This window comes from Aliiroseovarius sp., from assembly GCF_965228805.1.
Classification (GTDB): Bacteria; Pseudomonadota; Alphaproteobacteria; order Rhodobacterales; family Rhodobacteraceae; genus JASBTN01.
This window is the reverse complement of the sequence record NZ_CBDDIE010000003.1, coordinates 2,967,063-2,989,450: the sequence shown is the minus strand read 5'-3', so window position 1 is coordinate 2,989,450 and position 22,388 is coordinate 2,967,063. Positions and strand designations below refer to the sequence as shown.

27 protein-coding genes are annotated in these 22,388 nt (G+C 63.3%); 19 read left to right on the top strand and 8 right to left on the bottom strand.

Translation table 11 applies throughout. The features are described 5' to 3' along the window. Nucleotides 1–118 precede the first annotated feature (118 nt). Complete coding sequence (locus ACO07D_RS15740) at nt 119–733, top strand: hypothetical protein (RefSeq protein ID WP_421703892.1); 615 nt, start codon at nt 119–121, stop codon at nt 731–733. Between the two features lie 12 nt (nt 734–745). Here the strand turns inward: ACO07D_RS15740 and ACO07D_RS15735 are convergent, their stop codons facing one another. From ACO07D_RS15735 to phhA, 4 genes are all read right to left on the bottom strand, one after another. Further along, complete coding sequence (locus ACO07D_RS15735; protein WP_421703891.1) at nt 746–1,018, bottom strand: hypothetical protein; 273 nt, start codon at nt 1,016–1,018, stop codon at nt 746–748. A gap of 97 nt (nt 1,019–1,115) precedes the next feature. After that, on the bottom strand, nt 1,116–2,252 hold the full coding sequence (tgt, locus tag ACO07D_RS15730; RefSeq protein ID WP_421703890.1) for a tRNA guanosine(34) transglycosylase Tgt: 1,137 nt from the start codon (nt 2,250–2,252) through the stop codon (nt 1,116–1,118). A gap of 100 nt (nt 2,253–2,352) precedes the next feature. Beyond that, nucleotides 2,353–2,694, bottom strand: a complete 342-nt coding sequence (locus ACO07D_RS15725) for a 4a-hydroxytetrahydrobiopterin dehydratase (RefSeq protein ID WP_421703889.1) — start codon at nt 2,692–2,694, stop codon at nt 2,353–2,355. 4 nt (nt 2,695–2,698) lie between these two features. Continuing rightward, a complete protein-coding gene (phhA, locus tag ACO07D_RS15720; protein ID WP_421703888.1) occupies nt 2,699–3,484 on the bottom strand; it encodes a phenylalanine 4-monooxygenase in 786 nt (261 codons plus the stop codon). Nucleotides 3,485–3,600: 116 nt separating this feature from the next. On the opposite strand from phhA, the gene ACO07D_RS15715 reads away from it, so the two are divergent. The 13 genes from ACO07D_RS15715 (at nt 3,601) to ACO07D_RS15655 (ending at nt 14,087) form a co-directional block, all read left to right on the top strand. Continuing rightward, nucleotides 3,601–4,071 carry an Lrp/AsnC family transcriptional regulator gene (locus tag ACO07D_RS15715; protein WP_421703887.1) on the top strand — a complete coding sequence of 157 codons (471 nt, stop codon included), beginning with the start codon at nt 3,601–3,603 and terminating at the stop codon, nt 4,069–4,071. A gap of 43 nt (nt 4,072–4,114) precedes the next feature. Further along, a complete protein-coding gene (locus tag ACO07D_RS15710; protein WP_421703886.1) occupies nt 4,115–4,480 on the top strand; it encodes an SUF system Fe-S cluster assembly protein in 366 nt (121 codons plus the stop codon). 136 nt (nt 4,481–4,616) lie between these two features. Then, complete coding sequence (locus ACO07D_RS15705; protein ID WP_421703885.1) at nt 4,617–5,267, top strand: MarR family transcriptional regulator; 651 nt, start codon at nt 4,617–4,619, stop codon at nt 5,265–5,267. Then, nucleotides 5,260–5,970, top strand: coding sequence for a DUF3307 domain-containing protein (locus tag ACO07D_RS15700; RefSeq protein WP_421703884.1), 711 nt, complete (start codon nt 5,260–5,262; stop codon nt 5,968–5,970). The genes ACO07D_RS15705 and ACO07D_RS15700 overlap by 8 nt, the downstream gene beginning before the upstream one ends. Before the next feature lie 105 nt (nt 5,971–6,075). Then, nucleotides 6,076–6,420 carry a hypothetical protein gene (locus ACO07D_RS15695; protein WP_421703883.1) on the top strand — a complete coding sequence of 115 codons (345 nt, stop codon included), beginning with the start codon at nt 6,076–6,078 and terminating at the stop codon, nt 6,418–6,420. Nucleotides 6,421–6,564: 144 nt separating this feature from the next. After that, a complete protein-coding gene (locus ACO07D_RS15690; protein ID WP_421703882.1) occupies nt 6,565–6,927 on the top strand; it encodes a HesB/IscA family protein in 363 nt (120 codons plus the stop codon). Then, the gene (locus ACO07D_RS15685; RefSeq protein ID WP_421703881.1) at nt 6,924–7,250 is read left to right on the top strand and encodes a TfoX/Sxy family protein; all 327 of its coding nucleotides are present in this window, start codon (nt 6,924–6,926) and stop codon (nt 7,248–7,250) included. Before ACO07D_RS15690 ends, ACO07D_RS15685 begins: the two co-directional genes overlap by 4 nt. A 60-nt stretch (nt 7,251–7,310) precedes the next feature. Next, on the top strand, nt 7,311–8,057 hold the full coding sequence (tpiA, locus tag ACO07D_RS15680; protein WP_421703880.1) for a triose-phosphate isomerase: 747 nt from the start codon (nt 7,311–7,313) through the stop codon (nt 8,055–8,057). 157 nt (nt 8,058–8,214) lie between these two features. Next, the gene (locus ACO07D_RS15675; RefSeq protein ID WP_421703879.1) at nt 8,215–9,612 is read left to right on the top strand and encodes a pyridoxal phosphate-dependent decarboxylase family protein; all 1,398 of its coding nucleotides are present in this window, start codon (nt 8,215–8,217) and stop codon (nt 9,610–9,612) included. Further along, entirely contained in the window at nt 9,612–10,484 is an 873-nt protein-coding gene (locus ACO07D_RS15670) for a TPM domain-containing protein (RefSeq protein WP_421703878.1), read from the top strand. The genes ACO07D_RS15675 and ACO07D_RS15670 overlap by 1 nt, the downstream gene beginning before the upstream one ends. A 104-nt stretch (nt 10,485–10,588) precedes the next feature. Beyond that, nucleotides 10,589–11,233: a PAQR family membrane homeostasis protein TrhA gene (gene trhA, locus ACO07D_RS15665; RefSeq protein WP_421703877.1), complete on the top strand. Its 645-nt coding sequence runs from the start codon at nt 10,589–10,591 to the stop codon at nt 11,231–11,233. Between the two features lie 227 nt (nt 11,234–11,460). Beyond that, nucleotides 11,461–12,996: a trimethylamine methyltransferase family protein gene (locus tag ACO07D_RS15660; protein WP_421703876.1), complete on the top strand. Its 1,536-nt coding sequence runs from the start codon at nt 11,461–11,463 to the stop codon at nt 12,994–12,996. 128 nt (nt 12,997–13,124) lie between these two features. Beyond that, nucleotides 13,125–14,087, top strand: a complete 963-nt coding sequence (locus tag ACO07D_RS15655; protein ID WP_421703875.1) for an endonuclease/exonuclease/phosphatase family protein — start codon at nt 13,125–13,127, stop codon at nt 14,085–14,087. On the opposite strand, the gene ACO07D_RS15650 is transcribed toward ACO07D_RS15655, so the two are convergent. From ACO07D_RS15650 to ACO07D_RS15640, 3 genes are all read right to left on the bottom strand, one after another. After that, complete coding sequence (locus ACO07D_RS15650; protein WP_421703874.1) at nt 14,088–15,404, bottom strand: hypothetical protein; 1,317 nt, start codon at nt 15,402–15,404, stop codon at nt 14,088–14,090. Between the two features lie 71 nt (nt 15,405–15,475). Next, the gene (locus ACO07D_RS15645; RefSeq protein ID WP_421703873.1) at nt 15,476–17,296 is read right to left on the bottom strand and encodes an ABC-F family ATP-binding cassette domain-containing protein; all 1,821 of its coding nucleotides are present in this window, start codon (nt 17,294–17,296) and stop codon (nt 15,476–15,478) included. Between the two features lie 49 nt (nt 17,297–17,345). Then, complete coding sequence (locus ACO07D_RS15640) at nt 17,346–18,083, bottom strand: GNAT family N-acetyltransferase (RefSeq protein WP_421703872.1); 738 nt, start codon at nt 18,081–18,083, stop codon at nt 17,346–17,348. Nucleotides 18,084–18,211: 128 nt separating this feature from the next. Between ACO07D_RS15640 and msrB the strand changes: the two genes are divergently transcribed. Next, nucleotides 18,212–18,622, top strand: coding sequence for a peptide-methionine (R)-S-oxide reductase MsrB (msrB, locus tag ACO07D_RS15635; RefSeq protein WP_421703871.1), 411 nt, complete (start codon nt 18,212–18,214; stop codon nt 18,620–18,622). A gap of 44 nt (nt 18,623–18,666) precedes the next feature. Here msrB and ACO07D_RS15630 read toward each other — a convergent pair whose 3' ends face one another. After that, nucleotides 18,667–19,119 carry an outer membrane protein assembly factor BamE gene (locus ACO07D_RS15630; RefSeq protein WP_421703870.1) on the bottom strand — a complete coding sequence of 151 codons (453 nt, stop codon included), beginning with the start codon at nt 19,117–19,119 and terminating at the stop codon, nt 18,667–18,669. A gap of 80 nt (nt 19,120–19,199) precedes the next feature. On the opposite strand from ACO07D_RS15630, the gene ACO07D_RS15625 reads away from it, so the two are divergent. From ACO07D_RS15625 to ACO07D_RS15610, 4 genes are all read left to right on the top strand, one after another. After that, nucleotides 19,200–19,790 (top strand): YceD family protein, encoded by a 591-nt coding sequence (locus tag ACO07D_RS15625; protein ID WP_421703869.1) that lies wholly within the window; start codon nt 19,200–19,202, stop codon nt 19,788–19,790. A 196-nt stretch (nt 19,791–19,986) separates the two neighbouring features. Next, nucleotides 19,987–20,196: a 50S ribosomal protein L32 gene (gene rpmF / locus ACO07D_RS15620; RefSeq protein WP_300514806.1), complete on the top strand. Its 210-nt coding sequence runs from the start codon at nt 19,987–19,989 to the stop codon at nt 20,194–20,196. 73 nt (nt 20,197–20,269) lie between these two features. Next, nucleotides 20,270–21,400 carry a phosphate acyltransferase PlsX gene (plsX, locus tag ACO07D_RS15615; RefSeq protein ID WP_421703868.1) on the top strand — a complete coding sequence of 377 codons (1,131 nt, stop codon included), beginning with the start codon at nt 20,270–20,272 and terminating at the stop codon, nt 21,398–21,400. Next, nucleotides 21,397–22,371, top strand: a complete 975-nt coding sequence (locus ACO07D_RS15610) for a beta-ketoacyl-ACP synthase III (RefSeq protein ID WP_421703867.1) — start codon at nt 21,397–21,399, stop codon at nt 22,369–22,371. Before plsX ends, ACO07D_RS15610 begins: the two co-directional genes overlap by 4 nt. Nucleotides 22,372–22,388 lie beyond the last annotated feature (17 nt).

The window sequence follows — 22,388 nt, the reverse complement described above, 5'->3', positions numbered from 1 at the left end:
CGTCATTTCAGCAATTTCGATTCGAGAGCCCTTCCCCGGCCAACGGGGAGGCAATCCGCGATGTGCTATACTGTAAGATACCCCGCCCGAACGGGGGACATTTTCAGGGAGAAAAACAATGCCTGATCTGAAGTATACCACGATTACCCTTGCGTCCTGTGATCCCGATTACCTGGAAACCGCCTATACCCACTGCACCGACATTGCCGCGGGTCTGATCACCTCCGGCCACGCCGTGTCCGCTCGGTTCGGTCAGATCCTGACCGGCGACCATGTTGGCTGCATCATCTTCTTTGCCACCTACCCCGGGCTTGAGGCGATGGGCGCAGGCTGGGATCATGTCAGCCAGTCCGACGCGTTCAAGGCAATGGGCAGCTCCGGCAAGGCGCGGCTGATGCTGCGCAACGTTCTGAAGCTCGAAGACGTGTTCCTGACGGAACCGCCGGCGATGGAGCCAACCGTGGGGGTCGTGACCCGGTTCAGCTCGCCCACACCTTACGTCGAGGAGATGAAGAGCCTGCTGCCGATCTTCGCCGCCAATGGCGCGCTGATCACCCGCTATGGCACGCTGATGACCGGCTCGGCGGCCGGGCAGCGGCTGATGGCGGTGGCCTACCCGTCGATGGAGGCGGTCGAGGCCACCTATGACGCCCTGGCCGAAAGCGACGCCTATATCAACGCGGTCACCGGCGCCGAAGTCAGCTTCCGCAACTTCTTCCGCTTCGCGCCCTGAGTCGACGGATGATCAAAAAGGACCGTCAGCAGGTTCGACCATGTCATCCAGCGTCTGTTCGGCCCAATCATCGCCAAGAACATGAAGGCTCGCATTTGCCTGCGGATACGGGCGTGTGACCACCTTGTCATTTGGTTGATCCAAGGGGCCACGCTTGTTCACAACGCCGGTCTGTGCGGGCGTCAACTTGCCCTCAGCCGACACAGGGGCGGCCATGGCCGTAGTGCCCAGCGCGATCAGTACCCCGAGGACACTCAGGGAAGGTTTTACAGGCAAGAGGGGCATGGCTGGTCTCCGTTCTCAGCACCCCCCAAGCCTGCATGGGGAATGCGGCACAAAAGCGACAGACCAGACGGTTTCACTTGCCCTGGTTACCCGGCGATTAAAACGGATCAATATCCCCCAAGGCGCGGGTGGCGTGGAAATCGGCCTCCCAGTCGGCGAAGGTGCCCGAGGCGATGGCCTCACGCATGCCCTGCATGATCTCCTGGAAGTAATGCAGGTTGTGCCAGGTCAGAAGCATGCCCGAGATCATCTCGTTCGAGCGATAGACATGGTGCAGGTAGGCGCGGGAGTAGTCCCGGCAGGCCGGACAGGTGCACTGTTCGTCCAGTGGGCGCGGGTCGTCGGCGTGGCGGGCGTTCTTGATGTTCACCACGCCTCGGCGGGTAAACACCTGCCCGGTACGGCCCGAGCGCGACGGCAGCACGCAATCCATCATGTCGATGCCGCGTTTCACCGCGCCGACGATGTCGTCGGGCTTGCCCACCCCCATCAGGTAACGCGGCTTGTCCACCGGCAGGTAATCCGGCGCGTAGTCGAGGCAGTCGAACATCGCCGCCTGCCCCTCGCCCACGGCCAGACCACCGACCGCGTATCCGTCAAAGCCGATGTCCGTCAGCGCCTTCGCGCTTTCCTCGCGCAGGTCCTGTTCCAGCCCGCCCTGCATGATGCCGAAGAGCGCGTGGCCGGGGCGGTCGCCAAAGGCGTCCTTCGACCGTTCCGCCCAGCGCATCGACAGGCGCATGCTTTCGGCAATGCGTTTGCGATCGGCGGGCAGCGCGGGGCACTCGTCGAAACACATGACAATATCCGAGCCCAGTAGGCGCTGGATCTCCATCGAGCGTTCCGGGGTCAGTTCGTGGCGCGAGCCGTCGATATGCGATTTGAAGGTGACACCCTTCTCGGTCAGTTTGCGCAAATCCGCCAGCGACATGACCTGAAATCCGCCCGAGTCCGTCAGGATCGGCCGATCCCAGTTCATGAACTTGTGCAATCCCCCCAGCCGGTCGATGCGTTCGGCCGTGGGGCGCAGCATCAGGTGGTAGGTATTGCCCAGCAGGATATCGGCGCCGGTTTCACGCACGTTTTCGGGCAGCATCGCCTTGACGGTGCCAGCGGTGCCCACGGGCATGAAGGCAGGTGTGCGAATATCGCCACGCGGGGTGGAGATCACCCCGGTGCGGGCCTTGCCGTCGGTGGCATTCAGTTTGAACGAGAACTTGGTCGTGTGTGTCATGGGGCGCGTGATACGCCAGCTGTCCGCCAAAGCAAAGAGGGCAGCGCACCCAAGAGTTTTCTGAAAACTCTTGGCAAAATCCTTTAGAAGGATTTTGGCCCTACCCGCCCGCGCACATCCGGTCGAACTTCGCCGCACAGATGAAGTCGTTCTCGGTCAGCCCGCCTGCCTCATGGGTCGTGAAGATGACCTGACAGTACCCCCAGCCAAAGCTGATATCCGGGTGGTGGCCCAGCTTGTCGCCCAGGAAGGCCGCCAGGTTGGCGTGATAGGTCGCCTTGGCAAAGCCCTTGAACTCCAACCGCTTGACCAGGGTCACACCCTCGATGCGCCAACCGTCCAGCTGCGTCAGCAGCGCCTGGGCCTCGGCGGCCTCCAATGGCGCCACGCCGCCCCGACACGGCACGCAGTCCTTGTTGCTCAGATCACAGCTCTCGGTCATGTCCCTACCCCGCTTCCTCATATGCTGGCGCGAACAGGCCCCGCGCCTGGGCCGCTTTCACATCCGCCATCAGATCGCGATCCGCTGCGGCAAACAAGTCATCCAGATCCTCCAGCACGAAATAGAGCGGCTGGTGGATGTCGATCCGGTAGGGCGTGCGCAGGATGTCCATCACGTCGAAACCACGCAGGATGGGCCCGTGCGATACGCTCCAGGGCAGTTCCGTGGGGGAACTGGCCAGACCCGACCCCAGCGCCTTCACCTGGCCCCCTTCCCGGGTCAGGCCAAACTCGATGGTGAACCAGTAAAGCCGGATGAGCCAGCTATAGTCCTTGGGCTCTGCGCGCAGCCCCGCCTTGCCGATCGCCCGGCTGAACCCGGCAAAACGCGGATCGGTCAGCAGGGGCGTATGACCAAAGACCTCGTGGAAGATATCCGGCTCCTTGATATAGTCGAAATCCTTGCGCGAGCGGATGAAACTTGCCGCCGGGAAGGTGCGTTCCGCCAACATGCCGAAGAACTTGCCGAACCCGATCAGCGCGGGCACCGGGGCAATGCGCCAGCCGGTCAGCGCGCCCAGGGTGGCAGAGAGGTCGGTGCATTGTGGCACCCGGTCCAGCGGCAGGTCCATACGCGCAAGCCCGTCGCGATAGGGCCGTGCCATGTGACGGTCGACTGCGGGCAGTTGCCGGGCGACCAGGTCGTGCCAGACCGCGTTTTCCTCGTCGGTATAATGGATATGCCCGGTTTCATCCGGGATCTTGGCCTCATAGGCGGACTGTTTGCTCATCTCATCCTCCTCACCGAAAGAATATCACGTATTAAGGGAATGAATTTGCCGAATGCTTGACACGGACCCTCACTTTCGGGTGAGATTTTGCGAATATTTGCGTTCAGGAGGCAAATTTGACCCAGCTCGATCCGCAGGACCGCCGCCTGCTCTCCCTGTTGCAGCAGGATGCGAAACGCCCGACCCAGGAACTGGCCGAGGCGGCGGGCATGTCCACCTCCCCCGCCTGGCGACGTATCCGGCGGTTGGAGAAGGCCGGGGTAATCGACCGGGTCGTCGCCCTTCTGAACCCCAAGAAGCTGGGGCTGAACACCCGCGCCTATGTGCATGTCTCGCTGATCGATCACACCGAACCCACGATCCGCGCCTTTGACGATTTTGTCGCGCACGAAGATCAGATCGTGGAATGCTGTTCGATCACCGGTGCCGACGACTATCTGCTCAAGGTCATCGCCACCGACCCCGAGGCGCTGGAGCATTTCCTGATGCGCAAGGTGTTGGGCCTGGGCATCGTGCGCAGCTCGACCACCCATTTCGTGCTGCGACAAAAGAAACACGCAACCGCCCTGCCACTGGACCTTGGCTGAGCCTTTCCTTATATGAACAGTCAGGTTTTGCTGAGGACGCGCAATGAACACCGAAACGCCTGAACACCTGGAAGGGGAGCCGCTGATCAAGCCCTCGACCCATACCCACCCGCTCTATGACGCGGTGGTCGAGGCTTGCCGCACGGTTTATGACCCGGAAATCCCGGTAAACATCTTTGACCTGGGCCTGATCTATACGATCGAGATCAGCGATGAAAACGTGGTCAGCGTGATCATGACCCTGACCGCCCCGGGCTGCCCGGTCGCGGGCGACATGCCTGGCTGGATCCAGGAAGCGGTAGAGCCGGTCGCTGGTGTGCAACAGGTCACAGTCGACCTGACCTGGGAGCCGCCCTGGGGCATGGAAATGATGTCCGACGAAGCACGGCTGGAACTGGGCTTCATGTAATTAGGCTTCCACGCCTGTGAGAGACGCACCCGTTTTCGGGTGCGTTTTGCGTTTCGCACCCTAAAAAGGCTGCAAATCCAGAATAGCAACCAAAAAAGGTTGCATATTGCACTCCGCAACCTATATTGGTTGCACAATGAGCAAGACAGAGACCCATATCGCCGTCCTGACCGGGGACATCATCGGCTCCACCCAGATGGCCCCAGCCGACCTGGAACGCGCCTTCGACGCCCTATCCGCATCCGCCGAGACCCAGGCCGCGTGGCACGGCGAAGACCTGCACTTTACACGTCAACGCGGCGATGGCTGGCAGGTGCGGCTGGCGAAGCCGGAGCTGACGTTGAGGTCGGCTTTGGCCTTTCGGGCGGCGCTGCGCTGTGAGGGGAAAGAGTTTTCGACGTTTATTGCTGTGGCAGAAGGCCTAGCTGAACCAGCGAAGCTACAACACGACCTAAACGACGCCACCGATAGTGTTTTTGTCGAAAGTGGGCGACTTCTGGACTGGCTCAAACCATTCTCAAAGCCGGTCGAGTTTGCTCATCAAGAGCTTGGAGCAACAAGCGCGGCCTTTACTCTGGCTGACCATATTTCTCAAAGCTGGACGCCTGCTCAAGCTGCGGCGATTCTACCGTTGCTGAAACCAGACGGCAGGAAAACGTATACCGAAATTGCTGACGATCTTGGAAAGTCACGGCAAGCCGTCACTAAAGCCCTGGACGGCGCCGGCTTCCACGCAATTTGGATTGCATTAGAAAACATCGAAGGGAAGGAAGTGCCCAATGGCTGAAACCCTCACCGCCCTCATCTTCGCCCATATCCTCGCCGATTTCCTGTTTCAAACCGACTGGATGAGCGCCAACAAATCCAAACCCGGCGTGCTGCTGCTGCACACTGCCGTGGTACTGGCGACGGCGCAGGCCGCCACCGGCCATTGGGACGCGCCTGCCCTTCTGGTGCTGGCCGCCGTCCACCTGGTTATCGACGCCATCAAGGTCTGGGGCCGTTTCACCTCCCTCGTCGCCTTCCTGACCGATCAGATCGCACACCTGGCCACCGTCGTGGCCGTTGCCTGGGCCGCGCCCACCCTCTGGGCCACCGGTGCCTGGGGAGCGCTTGACTGGCCCCTGCCCCTGATGGCGATCCTGGCAGGCCTCATCGCCGCCACCCGTGCAGGCGGATTCGCCATTGGCCTTCTGATGAAACCCCATGCGTTGCGCATCCGATCACAAGGGCTGAAACGCGGTGGCTGGACCATTGGTCTGCTCGAACGCGGGCTCGTTTTCGTGTTGATCCTCGGGGGCCTGCCTCTGGGCGTGGGCTTCCTGGTCGCCGCCAAATCCGTGCTGCGCTTTGGCACTGCCACCCGCGACCAACGCTCTGCCGAATATGTAATCATCGGCACACTGGCCAGTTTCGGTTGGGCCATTCTGGCCGCCATGGCAACCGGTGCAGCCCTTGCCCTGTTGCCTCCGCTTGACCTCTCAACCTGACCGGATCGGCGAACAAACGCCTCCTCCCAGCCCCCTCACCGGGTTCCGCAATTCGGAATAACCGCAAAATGTGCTAAACTGCAGGGATAGAGAGGAGAAAATTGCATGAAAACAACGACAATAGTGGCACTTGGGACAGCTGTTTGCCTGGGCCTTGCGGCTTGCGGCCCACCGCCTCCGGAACCCACACCCATCTTCCCGCAACCGATCTACGACAAGCTCGGCGACAATCCGCAATGCGAGGACGGCCGTACACCGGCTTCGGTCGGGTCCAACTATCAGGACCTGCGCTGCGTGCCGGTGACCGAGACCTGCGAGGATCCGACCGGCGCGTCGAACTACCCGACGTGGTGCCTGCCCCCGACCGGGCAGCGTCAACCGGGCAGCGGAGAAGATGACCGCTACGAGGGCCGCCAACCGGGCTCGACCAATGGTGTGACGGGGCAATAGAAACCAATCCTGGCCGATCAGTTGAGGCAATGCACCGCCCCGGGCCTGACCGAGGGCGTGATGAAGTTTGACGAGTTTCATGCGAGGTATTGGGTTTCCCGGCAAGCTGCCCTAGATATGGGGTAAGCGAAAAGGATCACTCCCATGTTCTCCATCCCCGGCAAACAAGCCGTGACCATGACCGACAAGGCCGCCGCCCAGATCGCCAAGCTGATGGGCAAGGACGGCCATAAGGGCCTGCGCATCGGCGTCAAGAAAGGCGGCTGCGCGGGCATGGAATACACCATGGAATATGTCGATGACGTCGACCCGCATGACGAAGTCGTAGAACAGGACGGCGCGCGGGTGATGATCGCGCCGATGGCGCAGATGTTCCTGTTCGGCACGCAGATCGACTACGAGGTCGGCCTTCTGGAAAGCGGGTTCAAGTTCAACAACCCCAATGTGACCGAAGCCTGCGGCTGCGGCGAATCGATCAAGTTCGACGAAGACCTGGCGGCGAAGTGAGCATTTCGGACGCGGATATCGCCTTCGCGCTCGAACTCTTCGAAGATCTGGGGCCCCTGACCACCCGCAAGATGATGGGCGGGATGTGCCTCTATGCCGACGGCACGATCTTCGCGATCATCCATTCCGACGGTACGCTGCTTCTGAAAGGCGCAAACGGTTTCGACAAGGTGCTTGAGGCCGAAGGCTGGGCACGCTGGAGCTATACCCGCAAGGATGGCTCCCCCACCCACATGCCCTATTGGGAACTGCCCCCCGAAGTGCTGGATGATCCCGACGCGGCCTGCACCTGGGCGCGAAAGGCCCTGGCCGCGCTCACCTGACCCCTTTGCCCTGCCGGAGGTTTGCGCTATCCCTGCCCCAAACGACTTGGAGGCACGGATATGCGGCGCAAACTGGCAGCAGGCAATTGGAAGATGAACGGGACCGGGGATAACCTGGCCCAGATCGCGGCCTTGACAGCTGCGCACCCCGCCCCCGGCGTCGATATCCTGATCTGCCCGCCCGCCACGCTGCTCTCGCGCGTCTCGGATGCGGCCGGTAATGCCATTGCCACTGGCGGCCAGGACTGCCACGCGGCAGGTAGCGGCGCCCATACCGGTGATATCTCGGCGGCGATGCTGAAGGATGCAGGCGCCACCCATGTGATTCTGGGTCATAGCGAACGGCGCGAGGACCATGGGGAAAACGACCAGGACGTGCGCGACAAGGCCAATGCGGCCATCGACGCCGGGCTGACCGCCGTCATCTGTGTGGGCGAGAGCCTGGCCGAACGGGAGGCCGCCAATACGCTCGCCATCATCGGTGGGCAGCTGGCGGGCTCGATCCCCGATGGGGTCACCGCGCAGAACATGGTCATCGCCTATGAGCCGATCTGGGCCATCGGCACCGGCAAGATCCCCACGCTGGATCAGATCGGCGAGGTGCATGATTTCATCCGCACCGCGCTGGAAAAACGTTTCGGCCCCGGCGTTGGCCGCTCGACCCGCATCCTCTATGGCGGTTCGGTGAAACCCTCGAATGCCGAAGGGATCTTCGCGGTGTCCAACGTGGATGGCGCCCTGGTCGGTGGGGCCAGCCTGAAGGCCGAGGACTTCGGCCCGATCATCACCGCGCTGGAAAACGCCTGAGGGGCGCAGCCGCCCGATCCACACGCCAATCGGCACGGGGCCCACGGGCCCCGCGCCTCATCAAGCGTCGCGTCAGCGACACCGCTTTGCAACAGCTGCGCTTGACAGTTCTCCGCATATTTAACATGTTCAGCAAAATCCATCCGGGAGCCCCGACATGAATCACGACGAGCTGAACCACTGGTCCAAACGCGCCGCCGACTGGGCCCGCGACTACCACGCCACGCTGCGCGACAAGCCGGTGCGCCCGGACATTCAACCCGGGGAGTTCCGCGCGAAGATCGAAGGCCCGGCCCCAGAGACCCCCGAGCCCGTCGAACGCATCTTCGAGGATTTCACCACCCTCGTGCCCGACGCCATGACCCATTGGCAGCACCCGCGTTTCTTTGCCTATTTCCCGGGCAATGCGGCGCCCGTGTCGATGCTGGCCGAACAGCTGGCCAATGCCATGGCGGCCCAGGCGATGCTCTGGCAGACGGCCCCGGCGGCCAACGAGATGGAGGCGCTGACCGTCGACTGGCTGCGCGATGCATTGGGCCTGCCCGGCGACCTCACCGGCACGATCCACGACTCGGCCACCACTGCGACCCTGTCGGCCGTTCTGACCATGCGCGAACAGGCGTTGGGGCACGAAGGCCTGACCAAGGGCCTGCCCGGTATGCCCCCCCTGCGTATCTATGCCTCTGCCCAGACCCACAGCTCGGTCGACAAGGCGGTACGTCTGTCCGGGATCGGTCAGGACAACCTGGTGAAAGTGCCCGGGCTCGATGGGCATGAAACCTACTCGATGGATCCTGAGGCGCTGGACGCGCTCATCCGCCAGGACATCGAAAGCGGGCTAAAACCGACCGGCGTGGTGCTCTGCACCGGCGGCACCTCGATCGGCGCCTGCGACCTGATCGGCGCCTGTATCGCCGTCGCCCACGCCCACGGCCTGCCCGTGCATGTGGACGCCGCCTGGGCGGGATCCGCGATGATCTGTCCCGAGTTCCGCCCGCTTTGGGAGGGGATCGAGAAGGCCGACAGCATCGTCTTCAACCCGCATAAATGGTTGGGCGCGCAATTCGACTGCGCCGTGCAGTTCATCCGCGACCCGCGCCCGCAGATCGCCACCATGGGGCTGCGTCCGCATTACCTGCAAACCCAGGGCGCGGATGAGGTTGTCAATTACAACGAATGGACCGTGCCCCTGGGCCGCCGCTTCCGCGCGCTGAAGATCTGGTTCCTGATCCGCGCCGAGGGCCTGTCCGGCCTGCGCGCCCGCATCCGCAATCACGTCGCCTGGGCCGAAGAGGCGGCGCAAACCATCGCTGCCCTGCCCGGGTTCGAGGTGACCACCGACCCGATCCTGTCGCTCTTCACCTTCCGCTTCCAAGACGACGAACGCACCGCCGCGCTCTTGGAAAAGGTCAACAACGACGGGCGCATCTACCTGACCCAGACCACCCATGAGGGCGCCTTCGTCATCCGCGTCCAGGTCGGCCAATTTGACTGTACGCGCGAAGATGTCATGATGATCCCCACTGTTTTGGAGGAACTTTCAGGGGATCTTTGATGCTCCGTATTCTAACTTTTCTTTGTTTTGCCCTGCCCGGCCTGGCCGCCGCGCAGAGCTATCCCGAGCACGAAAACATCTACGTGAACGACTACGCCGAGGTGTTGGACGTGAGCACCGAGGCCGACCTGCGCGCAGAACTGACCAAGCTGCGTGAGGCAACCGGAGTGGAGATGACCGTGCTCACGCTCCACACCCGCGAGACCTGGGTGCCCGGCAGCCGGTTGGAGGATTTCGCCACCGGGCTGTTCAATGAATGGGGCATCGGGAACGCCACCCGCAATGACGGGATCCTGATCCTTGTCCTGACCCACGACCGCGACATGCGCATCGAACTGGGCAGCGGCTACGGGCGCGACTTCGATATCGCGGCCGAGTATATTGCCGGCCTCGACATGCTGCCGCATTTCAAACAGGGCGACTACGCCACCGGCATTGTGAACGGTACCGACCGGGTGATCGAATGGGTTGTCCAGCCCCATGTCGAAGGCCACCAACCGCCCAAAGAGGCGTTGGATCGCTCCGACTCCGGGAGCGGATCAATGACCCGGGTCATCTTGTTCCTGTTCAGCGGGTTCGCAGCCCTGATCATCGGGGGCGGGTTGTTCGGGCAGCGCATCAAGGACCGCTTTGCCACCTGCCCGCAATGTGGTCAACGCGGCATGCACACCCGCAAGGAGGTGCTGGACCGCGCCACGCGGCAGTCCACCGGGCGGGGCGAGCGCACCGTGACCTGCCGCCATTGCAACTATCACAATGCCACGATCTACACGATCCCGGTGATCTCGTCCTCCTCCAACTCCTCCTCGGGATCGGGGGGCGGTTTCGGCGGCGGCAGCAGCTCAGGCGGCGGGGCATCGGGCAGTTGGTAGACCGTATTGGTGATCACGGATCGTTCGCCGACTTGTGACCCGCCGTACGCCACGTCAACCTCGTCTTAACCGGTTTCCGGCCTAGACTGGGGACCGGAGGCATCATGAAGAAATACGGTCTGGATCATACGTTTGGCGAACACCTGGCTGATGGCATCGTGCACGGGCTGGGGGTGGCCGCCGCGCTGATCGGGGCAACGGCGCTGGTTGTCTGGGCCGCCCTGTCGGTGCCCGGCGGGCATATTCCGCCGCTGATCATCTACGCCATCGGCCTGATTGCCACCTTCGCCTTCTCCGCCGCCTATAACATGTGCCTGCACCCGGGCGCCCGCGCGGTACTTCGCCGGTTCGACCACGCGGCGATCTTCATCATGATCGCAGGCACCTATACGCCCATGGCGCTGATCGGCATTGGCGGGCCCATGGGTGTGATCCTGGCGACAACCACCTGGGGCATTGCCGTGGTGGGCGTGTTCCTGAAGCTCTTCTTCTTCCATCGCTTCTATCGGACCACCCACGCGCTTTACCTGATCCAGGGTTGGTTGGCGGTGCTTGCCATCGTACCGATGGTCAAAGCCCTACCGGTTGCAGCCTCGGTGCTGATCGTCGTGGGAGGGGTGACCTATACGCTGGGCACGTTGTTTCACCATCGCGACGACTGGCCGTTCAACCGGGCGATCTGGCACGGCATGGTGCTGGCGGCGGCCTCGATCCACTATGCTGCCATCGTGACCGTGGCGGCGGCCTGACCCCTCATTCATTTTTCTGTCGCAAACAGACACCCTGCCGCAAATAGACCAGACCTGTCGCTTTTCCGCCGCCACGCTGAAGGTCTGGAGGAGCGCATGGACAACATGTTGTGGAAAATCGCCCTGGTCGTCGTGACCATCGGGGCAGAACGGGGCCGCGCGGCACGCGGAAGGCCGGGCGTGGCGTGACGCCACCCTTCCCCAATTTCACACAGACGGATCCCTAGATGACCACCAAGACCTCCCGCCGCTCCGGCGGTCGTGCCGCCCGTAAAGCCCTGCGCGCAGCCCCCATCTCGAAAGACCAACGTCCCATTCGTGCAGGCCTCGAAGGCGGGCAGTACCAGCCCCTGACCCAGGCGGGCATGGAACGCATCCACCAGGCCGCCCTGGACGCGCTGGAACAGATCGGCCTCGCCGACGCGCCACCCAGCGGCGTTGACATCCTGACCAAGGCGGGCTGTGACTATCGCGACGGGCGGCTCTATTTCCCCCGCGCCATGGTTGAGGACATGCTGGCCAAGGCCGCCAAGGACATCACCCTGCACAGCCGCGACGGGCAGCACGACCTCGATCTGACCGGCTCGCGCGTACACTACGGCACCGCGGGCGCCGCCGTTCACATGGTCGACGTCCACGGCCGCGAATATCGCGACAGCACCGTGCAGGACCTGCATGATGCCGCGCGTATCGTGAACCAGTTGGACAACATCCACTTCCTGCAGCGCCCGATGGTGTGCCGCGATATTCCCGACAACCGCGAGATGGACCTGAACTCGATCTATGCCTCGGTCACCGGCACCACGAAACACGTGGGCGTTTCCTTCACCGAACCGGATTTCGTCGACGACGGGATCGAGCTTCTGCACATGATCGCGGGCGGCGAGGACAAGTGGCGCGAACGCCCCTTTGTGTCGAACTCCAACTGTTTCGTCGTGCCGCCGATGAAATTCGCCACCGAAAGCTGCGAGGTGATGGAAAAGGTCATCGCCGCGGGCATGCCGGTGCTGCTGCTGTCGGCCGGCATGGCCACGGCCACCGCCCCGCCGACCCTGGCGGGCGCGATCGTGCAGGCGGTGGCCGAATGCCTGGCTGGCGTTTGCTACGTGAACGCGATCAAACCGGGCCACCCGGCGATCTTCGGCACCTGGCCCTTTGTCGTCGACCTGCGCACCGGCGCCATGTCCGGCGGTTCGGGCGAACAGGCGCTGATGGCGGCAGGCTGCGCGCAGATGCACAAGTTCTACGGCTTGCCCGGCGGGGCCGCCTCGGGCTTCTCGGATTCGAAACTGCCCGACATGCAGGCCGGGTGGGAACAGATGTGTTCGAACGTCATGGCGGGTCTGTCCGGGCTCAACATGGTCTATGAGGCCGCAGGCATGCACGCGTCACTGCTGGGCTTCTGCCACGAAAGCCTGATCCTGGGTGACGATATCATCGGCCAGGCCCTGCGCTGTGTGCGCGGGATCGAGGTGACCGAGGACAGCGTTGACATCGACCTGATGAAATCGGTCTGCCTGGACGGGCCGGGCCATTACCTGGGCGCGGATAAGACCTTGGCGCTGATGGAGACCGAGTTCGCCTACCCCGCCTTGGGCAGCCGTACCTCACCCAAGGAATGGGCCGAGATGGACAAGCCGGACCTGCTGGATCTGGCCACCGCCCGCAAAGAGGCGATCCTGGCCGAACCCTCGGCGGCCCGGTTGGACCCGATGCTGGACGCCGAAATCCGCAAACGGTTCAACATTTACCTGCCCGGCTGATCCGGACGGGCATTCCCCTGCCCCCTGTGGCTGCATTTTGCCACAGGGGGAAAACCTTACTCACCACTCTCCGCGTAAGTGTGATATTCTACAACCATTGATCCCGTCCTTTATCCAAGGCAGCTTCCATGGCCGACACGTTTCGCATTGCGACTTACAATATCGAAAACCTATTCGATCGCTTCGATGACCCCTATTCGCGCGGCGACGATCCCTGGGGGCGCTTCGGAAGCTCCCCCAAACCGCGCAGCAAGCTTTATGACATGGCCTATCGCATCCGTCAGAGCCGCGCCGATGTGATCGGCCTGCAGGAGATCGAGAACTATGGCGCGCTGGTGGATTTCGTGCAGGGCTCCGTCGGGCCGGAGTTCAAGACCACCAAAGGCATCGTCAGCCAACAGTCGAACGACCCGCGCGGCATCGACCTGGGGCTGCTGTCATCCTTTCCGCTGGGCCGGGTGATCTCGCACCGGTTCAACGAGTTCAAGACGCCTGCTGGCAACAACTACCGGTTCGGGCGCGATTGCCTGCAGGTTGAGGTGCTGTCCAAGGATCGCAGCCAGATCCTGCTGACCGCCTTCGTCTGCCATTTCAAATCGAAATACTCGAAATACGATCCCGTAGACGAGCCCGCGCAATATGCCGCCGACCAGGCGCGCTCAGCAGACAAGCGTCAGGCCGAAGCTGAAGAGGTGGTGCGCATCATCCGGGGGCAGCTCAACCCCGCCACGGATCGCTTCGTGGTAATGGGCGACCTGAACGACACACCCGACAGCGCCGCGCTGGCCCCTCTGTGCTCGTCCTTGAACGCACTCGGGCTGATCAACGCAACCTCGCATATCCCGCAGGCGGATGAGAGTCCCGAAAGCGAAGACCGCCGCCCCCGCGATACCCACCTCTGGGCCCGCTACGACCGCGCGGAAGGCAGGCGCAAGAAAAGCTGGGCCCAGCTTGACCACCTGCTCTGCTCCCCCGCCCTCTGGGCGCTATCGACCGGCGAGGTGGAGGTGATCAATTCGCCGCAGACCCAGGGCTCGGATCACTACATCACCTGGGCGGAGTTCAACGCGCCAGATGGGGTGGGTGTGTGATCACCCCTCCTCCGGTTCCGGCTCCACCTCGGGGCCTGCCTTGATCCTTGGTGCAGGTTTGCGCCATTCCTGAAGGTCCTGGCCCACCTCCCGATAGAACTCCGGCACCACGGCTTCCAAATCGGTGATGAAATTCGCCAACTGAGTGAACCGCGCGCCGAGCCTGCGGGCAATGAAGACGTGGAAACTGTTGACCACCAAGTGACTGCGATCCTTGTCGATCAGCCCCGGATCAGCCCTGAGATCGGCCAGCGCATAAATCGTGGGTTGCGCGCTTCCGGGCCAGTTCATGCGAATGTGGAGGTCTTCCGCGTCAGCCTTGACCTGCCGCAGAAGCCAGTTCAACCGCGCCTTGGAGGATTTGCGATCCTCGGGCGCACGCAGGGTCATGCCCACATCAACGCAACGCCGCCCCAGGTCGGCAGTCACCTCAAGCGGGGCAGCCGCATCGGGGATGTTGAAATGCGCAAACAGGCATTTCCTTTCACGCAATTGAGCCAGCTCATCCTTCATGCGTTGCGCCGGATCATCACGGTGTCTGCGCATCAGGCGCTGGCCGACATGCGTTTCCGTCTGTCTGCTCAGGATGAGAGACAGGTCGCGTGTTTCCTGGTGCCAAGCCTCGATAACAGCCCGGGCTTCTTCGGAACGGGCTGGAATTGCCCCGCCCGCGCTGACCAGCTTGTTGAGCTCCCCCCATTCCGGCGGCATGCGCTCGAATCCCTTAACACCCGCGCTTTCGTGGCTCAGAAATCGGTGAAGTTCCTCAAGCAGAAGCAGTTGATCCGCATCTTCGACCCGCTCACTGCTCAGCAGCAGGTCGGCAACGGTCAGGATGTAGGTCCAAGACCAGTGATAGACCTGCACCTTTGATCGGCTCTTGCGCACCTCTTCCAGGGGGTGATGCACTGGATCCACCGTGAACTGGTTTGAGATCGTCAGAACCCCATCCAACCCGTGGGCACGTGCGATTTGGCGGTATTTCTCGACCTGTTCGGGCTTCAGGGGTGCGGCGCCGACCTTGGCCTCGACGAGCAGCGTCCATTCACGTCTGCCCACATGCAGGACGATCAGCCCGTCGGGCCGGTCATCCGGGCCTGTATCCTCAAAGGCGACTTCAGTGAAGCAGTCGAGTCGCGCACGGGCACCCAGGCGTTGACCAAGGGAGCCCAGAAGCACCTCGCGCAGCTCCTTTACCCGTTCCAGGCAAGCGAGAACGATGGAAGTCGTACGCCCCTCCTTCGACGTGGTGGACAGAACCGGAAACAGGCGGGCGTGCTCTCCGCGTTTGCAATAGGATGGCCGGTCTTTCGGCATGGCAATTCCTCCCTCAAAAAAAACCTTGAGGTTGAAATTCTGCGGGTCAAAAATCAAGGGGGCAGGTTGCCCTACCCCTCCGCCTTCTCCGCCAGCTCCAGCCATTCCTCTTCCGAGGCGGCCAGTTTCTGTTGCCGTTCCACCAACCCTTCGGAGGCTTTCTTGAACTTCACCGGCTCCTTGGTGAAAAGCTCGGGATCGGCGAGGAACTGTTCCAGCTTGGCGATTTCCGCCTCCAGACGTTCCATTTCGGTGGGCAGCGCCTCCAGGCGGTGCTGTTCGACATAGGATAGGCCCGGTTTCGAGGCCTTGGGCGTCTTGGCGGCGGCGGGTTTGGCCTCTTTCTTTGGCGCCTTGGCCTTGGCCGCCTTCTCAGGCGCATCCTCGCCCCGTTGGGCCTGATAGTCGGTCCAGCCGCCCGCGTAGATCGTTGCGCGGCCGTTGCCCTCCATCGCGATGGTCGTGGCCGCCACCCGGTCCAGGAAGTCACGGTCGTGGCTGACCAGGATCACCGTGCCGTCATAATCGCCCAACAGCTCTTGCAGCAGATCCAGCGTCTCCACATCCAGGTCGTTGGTTGGTTCATCGAGCACCAGCAGGTTCGAGCTGCGCGCCATGATCTTGGCGAGGATCAGCCGCGCCTTTTCGCCGCCCGAGAGGCTGCGCACCGGCGCGCGGGCCTGGGCCTCGTCGAACAGGAATTCCTTGAGGTAACCGACAACATGTTTCGGATTGCCGCGCACCATGACCTGGTCGGAACGGCCGGAAATGCGCATGGTCGGGTCGTGGGTCAGGTTCTCCCACAGCGACGCATTGTCATCCAGGGTGGACCGGTTCTGGTCAAAGACCGCCATCTCGATCCCGGTGCCCAGGGTGACGGTGCCCGTGTCCGGCGCTTCGTGGCCGATGAGCATCTTAAGCAGCGTCGTCTTGCCCGCGCCATTGGGGCCAACCAGCGCGACACGGTCGCCGCGCATGATGCGCAAGTCGAAGGGGCGAAGGATGAGCTTTTCGCCGTAAGTCTTTGAAATACCTTTCGCCTCAATCACGCGACGGCCAGATTTCGGCCCCGATTCCAGCGCCATTTCGGCGCTGCCCTGGCGCTTGATCTGCGCCGCCCGGTCGGCCTTCATCGCGTGCAGCGCGCGCAGGCGGCCCTGGTTGCGTTTGCGCCGGGCGGAAATGCCTTCGACTGCCCAGCGGGCCTCGGATTTGATCTTGCGGTCGAGCTTGTGGCGCTGCAGGTCTTCCTCTTCCCAGACCTTGTCGCGCCAGGCCTCGAAGGCTTCGAAACCTTTCTCCTGCCGCCGGACCTGTCCCCGGTCGACCCAGAGCGTGGCGCGGGTCAGCGCGCGCAGGAAAGCCCGGTCGTGGGAGATCAGGACAAAGCCCGCGCGGGTCGAAGACAGTTCGCGTTCCAGCCAGGTGATCGCTTCGATATCCAGGTGGTTGGTCGGCTCGTCCAGCAACATCAGCTCGGGCGCCTCGGCCAGCAGCTTGGCCAGCGCGGCGCGGCGCCGTTCCCCGCCCGAGGCGGTGGCGACATCGGTGTCCGGTTTGAACTTCAGCCCCTCGGCCACCCGTTCGACCAGGTATTCGCTGCCCGGCTCCAGATCGGAGGCGGCGAAATCGCCCAGCGTGGCAAAGCCCGACAGGTCCGGGTGTTGTTGCATGTATCCAGTGGTCACGCCCGGCGACAGGATGCGCTCGCCCCGGTCGGCCTCGACCATGCCCGCCATGACCTTCATCAGGGTGGACTTGCCCGATCCATTGCGCCCGACCAGCGCCACGCGGTCGCCGGGTTGCACGACCAGGTCGAGCCCGTCGAACACGGGATCGCCGCCGAAGGTCAGGGAAATGTCGGTGAGCTGCAGAAGGGGTATACGTGCCATGGGGGCGAGGTAGGCTGTTGCGGCCCGCGCGTCAACGCCTCAGGCCCGCCTAACCGGCCACCGCCCGCAACAGGCGCGCCCGAGACGGCGGCACGGCGGCGATTTCGAGCCCGGTGAAGACGTGTAGCGTGTTCAGGTCGGTATCCACAACGGCATGATCGCTGACCCAGCCGCCCATCATCAGATAGGTGCGCAGAAGCGGCGGCATGGTCAGCATGGCGCGTTTCGCATCCGGTTTGCGGCGCAGTTTCTGGGCAAAGCGGAAGACCCGCGGCGCCTTCACCCGCGGCAGCCAACGTTTCGGCGCCAGGTGGCGGTGCTTGAGCATGGCAAAGGCGTCCAGATAGGCCGCTTCATCCGTGCCCTTGAAGCTGGAGCAGCCGAACAGCATCTCGATGCGTTCCGCATCCACGAACCGGGTCATGGCACCCCAGGCCACGCGCAGGATGTCGGGGTCCTGGACCTCGGGCGCGATGCAGAAACGCCCCATCTCGACCATGCGGCCCGAAAAATCCCCCAGCGCGTCGAGGTCATAGAACTGCGCCGAATAGCTGTCACCAATGGCTGCGCCACTGTCGAGCGGCATCAGCCGGAAACAGCAGACCAGGGCGCCCGAGCGGGCCTCCTCGACCAGCACATGGGCGCAGGTCGCATCGAAGGGATCGGCGTCCAGACCACCGCCGGCCGGATCGACGAAACAGCGGAACCGCAGCGCCTGCGCGGCCTCGATATCCGCCCGGGTTTCGGCCAAGCGCGCCTGATAACGCCCCTTGCTCAATGTCGGCATCGTGATCTCCTGGCCCATGGCGCCCCCTTGGCGCTGTCAGGCCACCCGCCTAAATATGTCCTCGCGCCCTTGTGCACACAAGATGTGACAGGGGCATGTCATGCGAAACTACCGGAAAGGGAGAGCGAATGAACGAAAAGGTGACGAAAACCACGACCGAATGGCGCGAGCAGCTGGACGACCTGACCTACCGCGTGACCCGCGAGGCCGCGACCGAACGCCCGTTCTCGCACCCCGGTTTTGCCGAGGGACCAGGGGAATTTACCTGCACCTGCTGCGGGGCGCCCCTGTTCACCAAGGAGGAGAAGTTCGAAAGCGGTTGCGGCTGGCCGTCCTTCGTGGCGCCCGCCGAAGGCGCGGGCATCGACGAGCACATGGACACCAGCCACGGCATGGTGCGCACCGAGGTCACCTGTTCGCAATGTGACGCGCATCTGGGTCACGTTTTTCCGGATGGGCCGCCGGATCGCGGCGGCATGCGCTACTGCATCAACGGCGTGGCGCTGGATTTTACCCCTGAGGACGACAAGAAAGAGTGACCCGCCGGTCGCACCGGGGCGCTGACACGCGCCCCGCCCGCCCCTTACAGCAGGTCTTCGGCGTTCAGACGACCGATCGAGCCCAGCAGCTGGCGGATGAAGGTCACGCCCTTGATGTTGCTGTCGGTCACACGGCGCGACAGGACCACAACGCGCCCGTCCTCAAGCCCGAATCGCTCAATGTTCTCGACCACGCCATCCTCATCGAAACTGACAGCAAGGACTTCGCGCTCAACCTCTTCGGGTCTGCGCGGACCAGAGTGCTTGAACCGGCTCTGCACGTAATACCAGCCGCCTTCGGTCAACAGGCCCGAGGTGCCCGGCGTGCCGATGGCGCTGGCCACGGTGTCACGGGTATCCACGCCAACCGCCACGAAAGACAGCTCTTCTTCGTTGGGCACATAGCCGTGGTTGCGATAGGTGGCGGAACAGGCGGTCAGTGCCGCGACAACGGCCAATCCGGCCAGTCCTTTGACAATGCTGCGCTGAATGGACATGCCGCCCCCTTGCGAAGTAATCCCTGTATCCCTATCCGCTTACCCAAGGATCATGCAAGCCGCAAGGAACGAAAAACCAGATGAGCCACCCGATGCCGTCCCAATCCCCGCTGACCCACCCGATCCGCCCGGCCGATCTGCCCCAGGGCCGCGTGGTCGAGATCGAACTCCTGCCCGACGCCGCCACCCTTGCTGCCATTGCCGCCGAGATGGGGCTGGACGGGCTGCGCAAGATGCGCGTCACCGGCAAGCTCGCCCCGCTGGGCAAACGCGACTGGCGCTTCACCGGTCATATCGGCGCCACGGTCACGCAGCCCTGCGTGGTTACGCTGGAGCCGGTAAACACGCGGATCGAGGAAGACATCCAGCGCAGCTGGCGCGCGGGTCTGGAGCCCGAAACCGCATCGGAAGCGGAAATGCCCGAGGATGCCGATGAGGAACCGCTGGGCGCGGTGATCGACCTTGGCGCAGTGGCGCTGGAGGCGCTGGCGCTCGCGATCCCGCTCTACCCTCAAGCCGAAGGCGCGGCGCTGAAACAGAAGGATTTCACCGAACCGGGAAAACAGGCGATGAGCGATGACGACGCCAAGCCCTTTGCCGGGCTGGCCGCGCTGAAATCCGCACTGGATTCGGGCAGTGATTCCGGCGACGGGGGTGACGAAAACGGCTAAGTGCCCGGCAAAAGCGCCCGCGCCTGAACCTAGGCGGCGCCTTTGCCCCATAAATCACTTGCCAAACCGGCAATTCGCTGTATTTTCGCGGCCTTCATGAACAAACCGGGTTGCGGCGCGCCACAGGATGGGCGTATACGCGCCGGAAACCGACGAGACACCGGGCCAATGGGCCCCCGAACGAATGGGTTGAGACATGGCTGTCCAACAGAACAAAGTATCCAAGTCGCGCCGCAACAACCGTCGCTCGCATCACGCCCTGGAAGGCGCGAACCCGAACGAGTGTTCGAACTGCGGCGAGCTGAAGCGCCCCCACCACGTGTGCCCGTCCTGCGGCCACTATGACGACAAGGAAGTCGTTGCCATGGTGGACGAGGCCGAGTTCGACGACGAGGACGCGGCGTAAGCGCCCCCTTGTCGCGCCGGTCCCGGCGTGTCAGTACAGAACCTGAACTGGGGAACACCCCGCAGGCCAAGGTATGACCGTGACCGGCACGAGCAGCAAACGCACCATCATTTCGGTTGACGCCATGGGCGGCGACCGCGGACCGGCGGCAGTTGTCGCCGGTCTTGCCTTGTCGGCAGACAAGAACCCGGACATCGGGTTCATCCTGCATGGCGACAAACCCACCCTTGAAAAGCTTCTGGCCAAGCGCCGCGACCTCGCCGAGGTCTGCGAGATCCGTCACTGCGACGAGGTCGTTACGATGGACGCCAAGCCCAGCCAGGTGATGCGCAAGGGGCAGAAGACCTCGATGTGGTCCACCGTGGATGCGGTGAAACAGGGTGACGCAGACGTCGCGGTCTCCTGCGGCAACACCGGCGCGCTGATGGCCCTGTCCATGGTGCGCCTGCGCAAGCTGCCCGGGGTGAACCGACCGGCGATTGCCTGCCTCTGGCCCTCGCGCAATCCCGGCGGGTTCAACATCATGCTGGACGTGGGCGCCGATGTGCGCGCCGATGAAACCGACCTTCTGCAATATGCGCTGATGGGCGCCTCCTACGCGCGCAACGGGCTGGGTCTGGCCCGGCCGCGCATCGGCCTCTTGAATGTCGGCACCGAGGAACACAAGGGCCGCGCCGAGCTAAAGGCGGCGCATGAGATGATCACCGAGGCCGCGCCCGGGGCCAATTTCGACTTCGTCGGTTTCGTCGAAGGGGGCGACATTCCCGGCGCGACCTGCGACGTGATCGTTACCGACGGGTTTACCGGCAATATCGCGCTGAAGACCGGCGAAGGCACTGCCACCCTGGTGGGGGATTTCCTGCGCGAGGCCTTCAAGGCCACGCCTCTATCCCGAATCGCCGCCCTTCTGGCCATGACCTCACTCAGGCGCCTGTCCAAACGCATCGACCCGCGCAGGGTGAACGGCGGCGTCTTCCTGGGGCTCAATGGCACCGTTGTGAAAAGCCATGGCTCGGCCGATGCCACCGGAGTCTCGGCGGCGGTGAAACTGGCCTTCCGCCTCGCCGAAGGGGGCTTCACGCAGAAACTTGCTGCACGGGTTGCATCCGCCTCCGCTCCGCGTCAGGATGCCGTGACGCCGGGGCAAGAGACCCTGCGGGGACAACAAAGCCCAGAGGGCCAAGAGGGTAAGCAGGCGGAATGACACTACGCGCCGTTGTGACCGGGGTTGGGCACTACCTGCCCGAACGGGTGGTTCCGAATTCCCATTTCGAAAAGCTGGTGGACACGTCCGACGAATGGATCCGCACACGCTCCGGCATCGAACGGCGCCATTTCGCGGCGGAAGGCGAAACCACCTCGCACATGGGCACCTCGGCCGCCCGGGCCGCGCTGAAGGACGCAGGGCTGGAGCCTGACGACATCGACCTGGTGATCGTCGCCACGTCGACCCCGGACCTCACCTTCCCCTCGGTCGCGACGATGATCCAGAACCAGCTGGGCATGACCCGCGGTTTCGGTTTCGATGTTCAGGCGGTCTGCGCCGGGTTCGTCTTTGCCCTGACCAATGCCAATGCGCTGGTGACTTCCGGCCAGGCCAAACGCGCCCTGGTGATCGGGGCCGAGACCTTCTCGCGCATTCTCGACATGGAAGACCGCGCCACCTGCGTGCTGTTCGGTGACGGCGCCGGCGCCATCGTGATCGAGGCGCAGGACGGCAATGGCGACAACGCTGACCGCGGCATTCTGTCGGCCGACCTGAACTCGGACGGACGGTTGCGCGAGATGCTCTATGTCGACGGCGGTGTCTCGACCAACCAGAAATCGGGCTACCTGCGCATGCAGGGCAACCTGCTGTTCCGCCAGGCGGTAGGCAAACTGACCGAAACGGCCGAAACCGCGCTGGAAAAGGCCGGTCTGAGCGACGATGACGTCGACTGGATCGTGCCGCATCAGGCCAATATCCGCATCATCCAGGGCACCGCCAAGAAGATGGGCGTGCCGATGGAACGCGTCATCGTCACCCTGCAAGATCATGGCAACACCTCTGCCGCATCGATTCCCTTGGCCCTGTCCGTGGGCAAGGCCGAAGGCAAGATCAAACAAGGCGATTTGCTGGTCACCGAGGCCATTGGCGGCGGTCTGGCCTGGGGCGCGGTGGTTCTACGCTGGTAAATCAGGCTCAGAGCCGC

What these genes read in the sequence shown, in the direction of transcription:
- ACO07D_RS15725 (WP_421703889.1), bottom strand. Translation starts at nt 2,694, where the DNA reads ATGACCGAGAGCTGTGATCTGAGCAACAAGGACTGCGTGCCGTGTCGG.
- ACO07D_RS15675 (WP_421703879.1), top strand. Translation starts at nt 8,215, where the DNA reads ATGAATCACGACGAGCTGAACCACTGGTCCAAACGCGCCGCCGACTGG.
- ACO07D_RS15625 (WP_421703869.1), top strand. Translation starts at nt 19,200, where the DNA reads ATGAGCCACCCGATGCCGTCCCAATCCCCGCTGACCCACCCGATCCGC.
- trhA (WP_421703877.1), top strand. Translation starts at nt 10,589, where the DNA reads ATGAAGAAATACGGTCTGGATCATACGTTTGGCGAACACCTGGCTGAT.
- ACO07D_RS15700 (WP_421703884.1), top strand. Translation starts at nt 5,260, where the DNA reads ATGGCTGAAACCCTCACCGCCCTCATCTTCGCCCATATCCTCGCCGAT.
- phhA (WP_421703888.1), bottom strand. Translation starts at nt 3,484, where the DNA reads ATGAGCAAACAGTCCGCCTATGAGGCCAAGATCCCGGATGAAACCGGG.
- ACO07D_RS15740 (WP_421703892.1), top strand. Translation starts at nt 119, where the DNA reads ATGCCTGATCTGAAGTATACCACGATTACCCTTGCGTCCTGTGATCCC.
- ACO07D_RS15705 (WP_421703885.1), top strand. Translation starts at nt 4,617, where the DNA reads ATGAGCAAGACAGAGACCCATATCGCCGTCCTGACCGGGGACATCATC.
- ACO07D_RS15695 (WP_421703883.1), top strand. Translation starts at nt 6,076, where the DNA reads ATGAAAACAACGACAATAGTGGCACTTGGGACAGCTGTTTGCCTGGGC.
- msrB (WP_421703871.1), top strand. Translation starts at nt 18,212, where the DNA reads ATGAACGAAAAGGTGACGAAAACCACGACCGAATGGCGCGAGCAGCTG.
- tgt (WP_421703890.1), bottom strand. Translation starts at nt 2,252, where the DNA reads ATGACACACACGACCAAGTTCTCGTTCAAACTGAATGCCACCGACGGC.
- ACO07D_RS15670 (WP_421703878.1), top strand. Translation starts at nt 9,612, where the DNA reads ATGCTCCGTATTCTAACTTTTCTTTGTTTTGCCCTGCCCGGCCTGGCC.
- ACO07D_RS15655 (WP_421703875.1), top strand. Translation starts at nt 13,125, where the DNA reads ATGGCCGACACGTTTCGCATTGCGACTTACAATATCGAAAACCTATTC.
- ACO07D_RS15660 (WP_421703876.1), top strand. Translation starts at nt 11,461, where the DNA reads ATGACCACCAAGACCTCCCGCCGCTCCGGCGGTCGTGCCGCCCGTAAA.
- ACO07D_RS15690 (WP_421703882.1), top strand. Translation starts at nt 6,565, where the DNA reads ATGTTCTCCATCCCCGGCAAACAAGCCGTGACCATGACCGACAAGGCC.
- ACO07D_RS15735 (WP_421703891.1), bottom strand. Translation starts at nt 1,018, where the DNA reads ATGCCCCTCTTGCCTGTAAAACCTTCCCTGAGTGTCCTCGGGGTACTG.
- ACO07D_RS15610 (WP_421703867.1), top strand. Translation starts at nt 21,397, where the DNA reads ATGACACTACGCGCCGTTGTGACCGGGGTTGGGCACTACCTGCCCGAA.
- ACO07D_RS15650 (WP_421703874.1), bottom strand. Translation starts at nt 15,404, where the DNA reads ATGCCGAAAGACCGGCCATCCTATTGCAAACGCGGAGAGCACGCCCGC.
- ACO07D_RS15630 (WP_421703870.1), bottom strand. Translation starts at nt 19,119, where the DNA reads ATGTCCATTCAGCGCAGCATTGTCAAAGGACTGGCCGGATTGGCCGTT.
- plsX (WP_421703868.1), top strand. Translation starts at nt 20,270, where the DNA reads ATGACCGTGACCGGCACGAGCAGCAAACGCACCATCATTTCGGTTGAC.
- ACO07D_RS15645 (WP_421703873.1), bottom strand. Translation starts at nt 17,296, where the DNA reads ATGGCACGTATACCCCTTCTGCAGCTCACCGACATTTCCCTGACCTTC.
- tpiA (WP_421703880.1), top strand. Translation starts at nt 7,311, where the DNA reads ATGCGGCGCAAACTGGCAGCAGGCAATTGGAAGATGAACGGGACCGGG.
- rpmF (WP_300514806.1), top strand. Translation starts at nt 19,987, where the DNA reads ATGGCTGTCCAACAGAACAAAGTATCCAAGTCGCGCCGCAACAACCGT.
- ACO07D_RS15710 (WP_421703886.1), top strand. Translation starts at nt 4,115, where the DNA reads ATGAACACCGAAACGCCTGAACACCTGGAAGGGGAGCCGCTGATCAAG.
- ACO07D_RS15640 (WP_421703872.1), bottom strand. Translation starts at nt 18,083, where the DNA reads ATGCCGACATTGAGCAAGGGGCGTTATCAGGCGCGCTTGGCCGAAACC.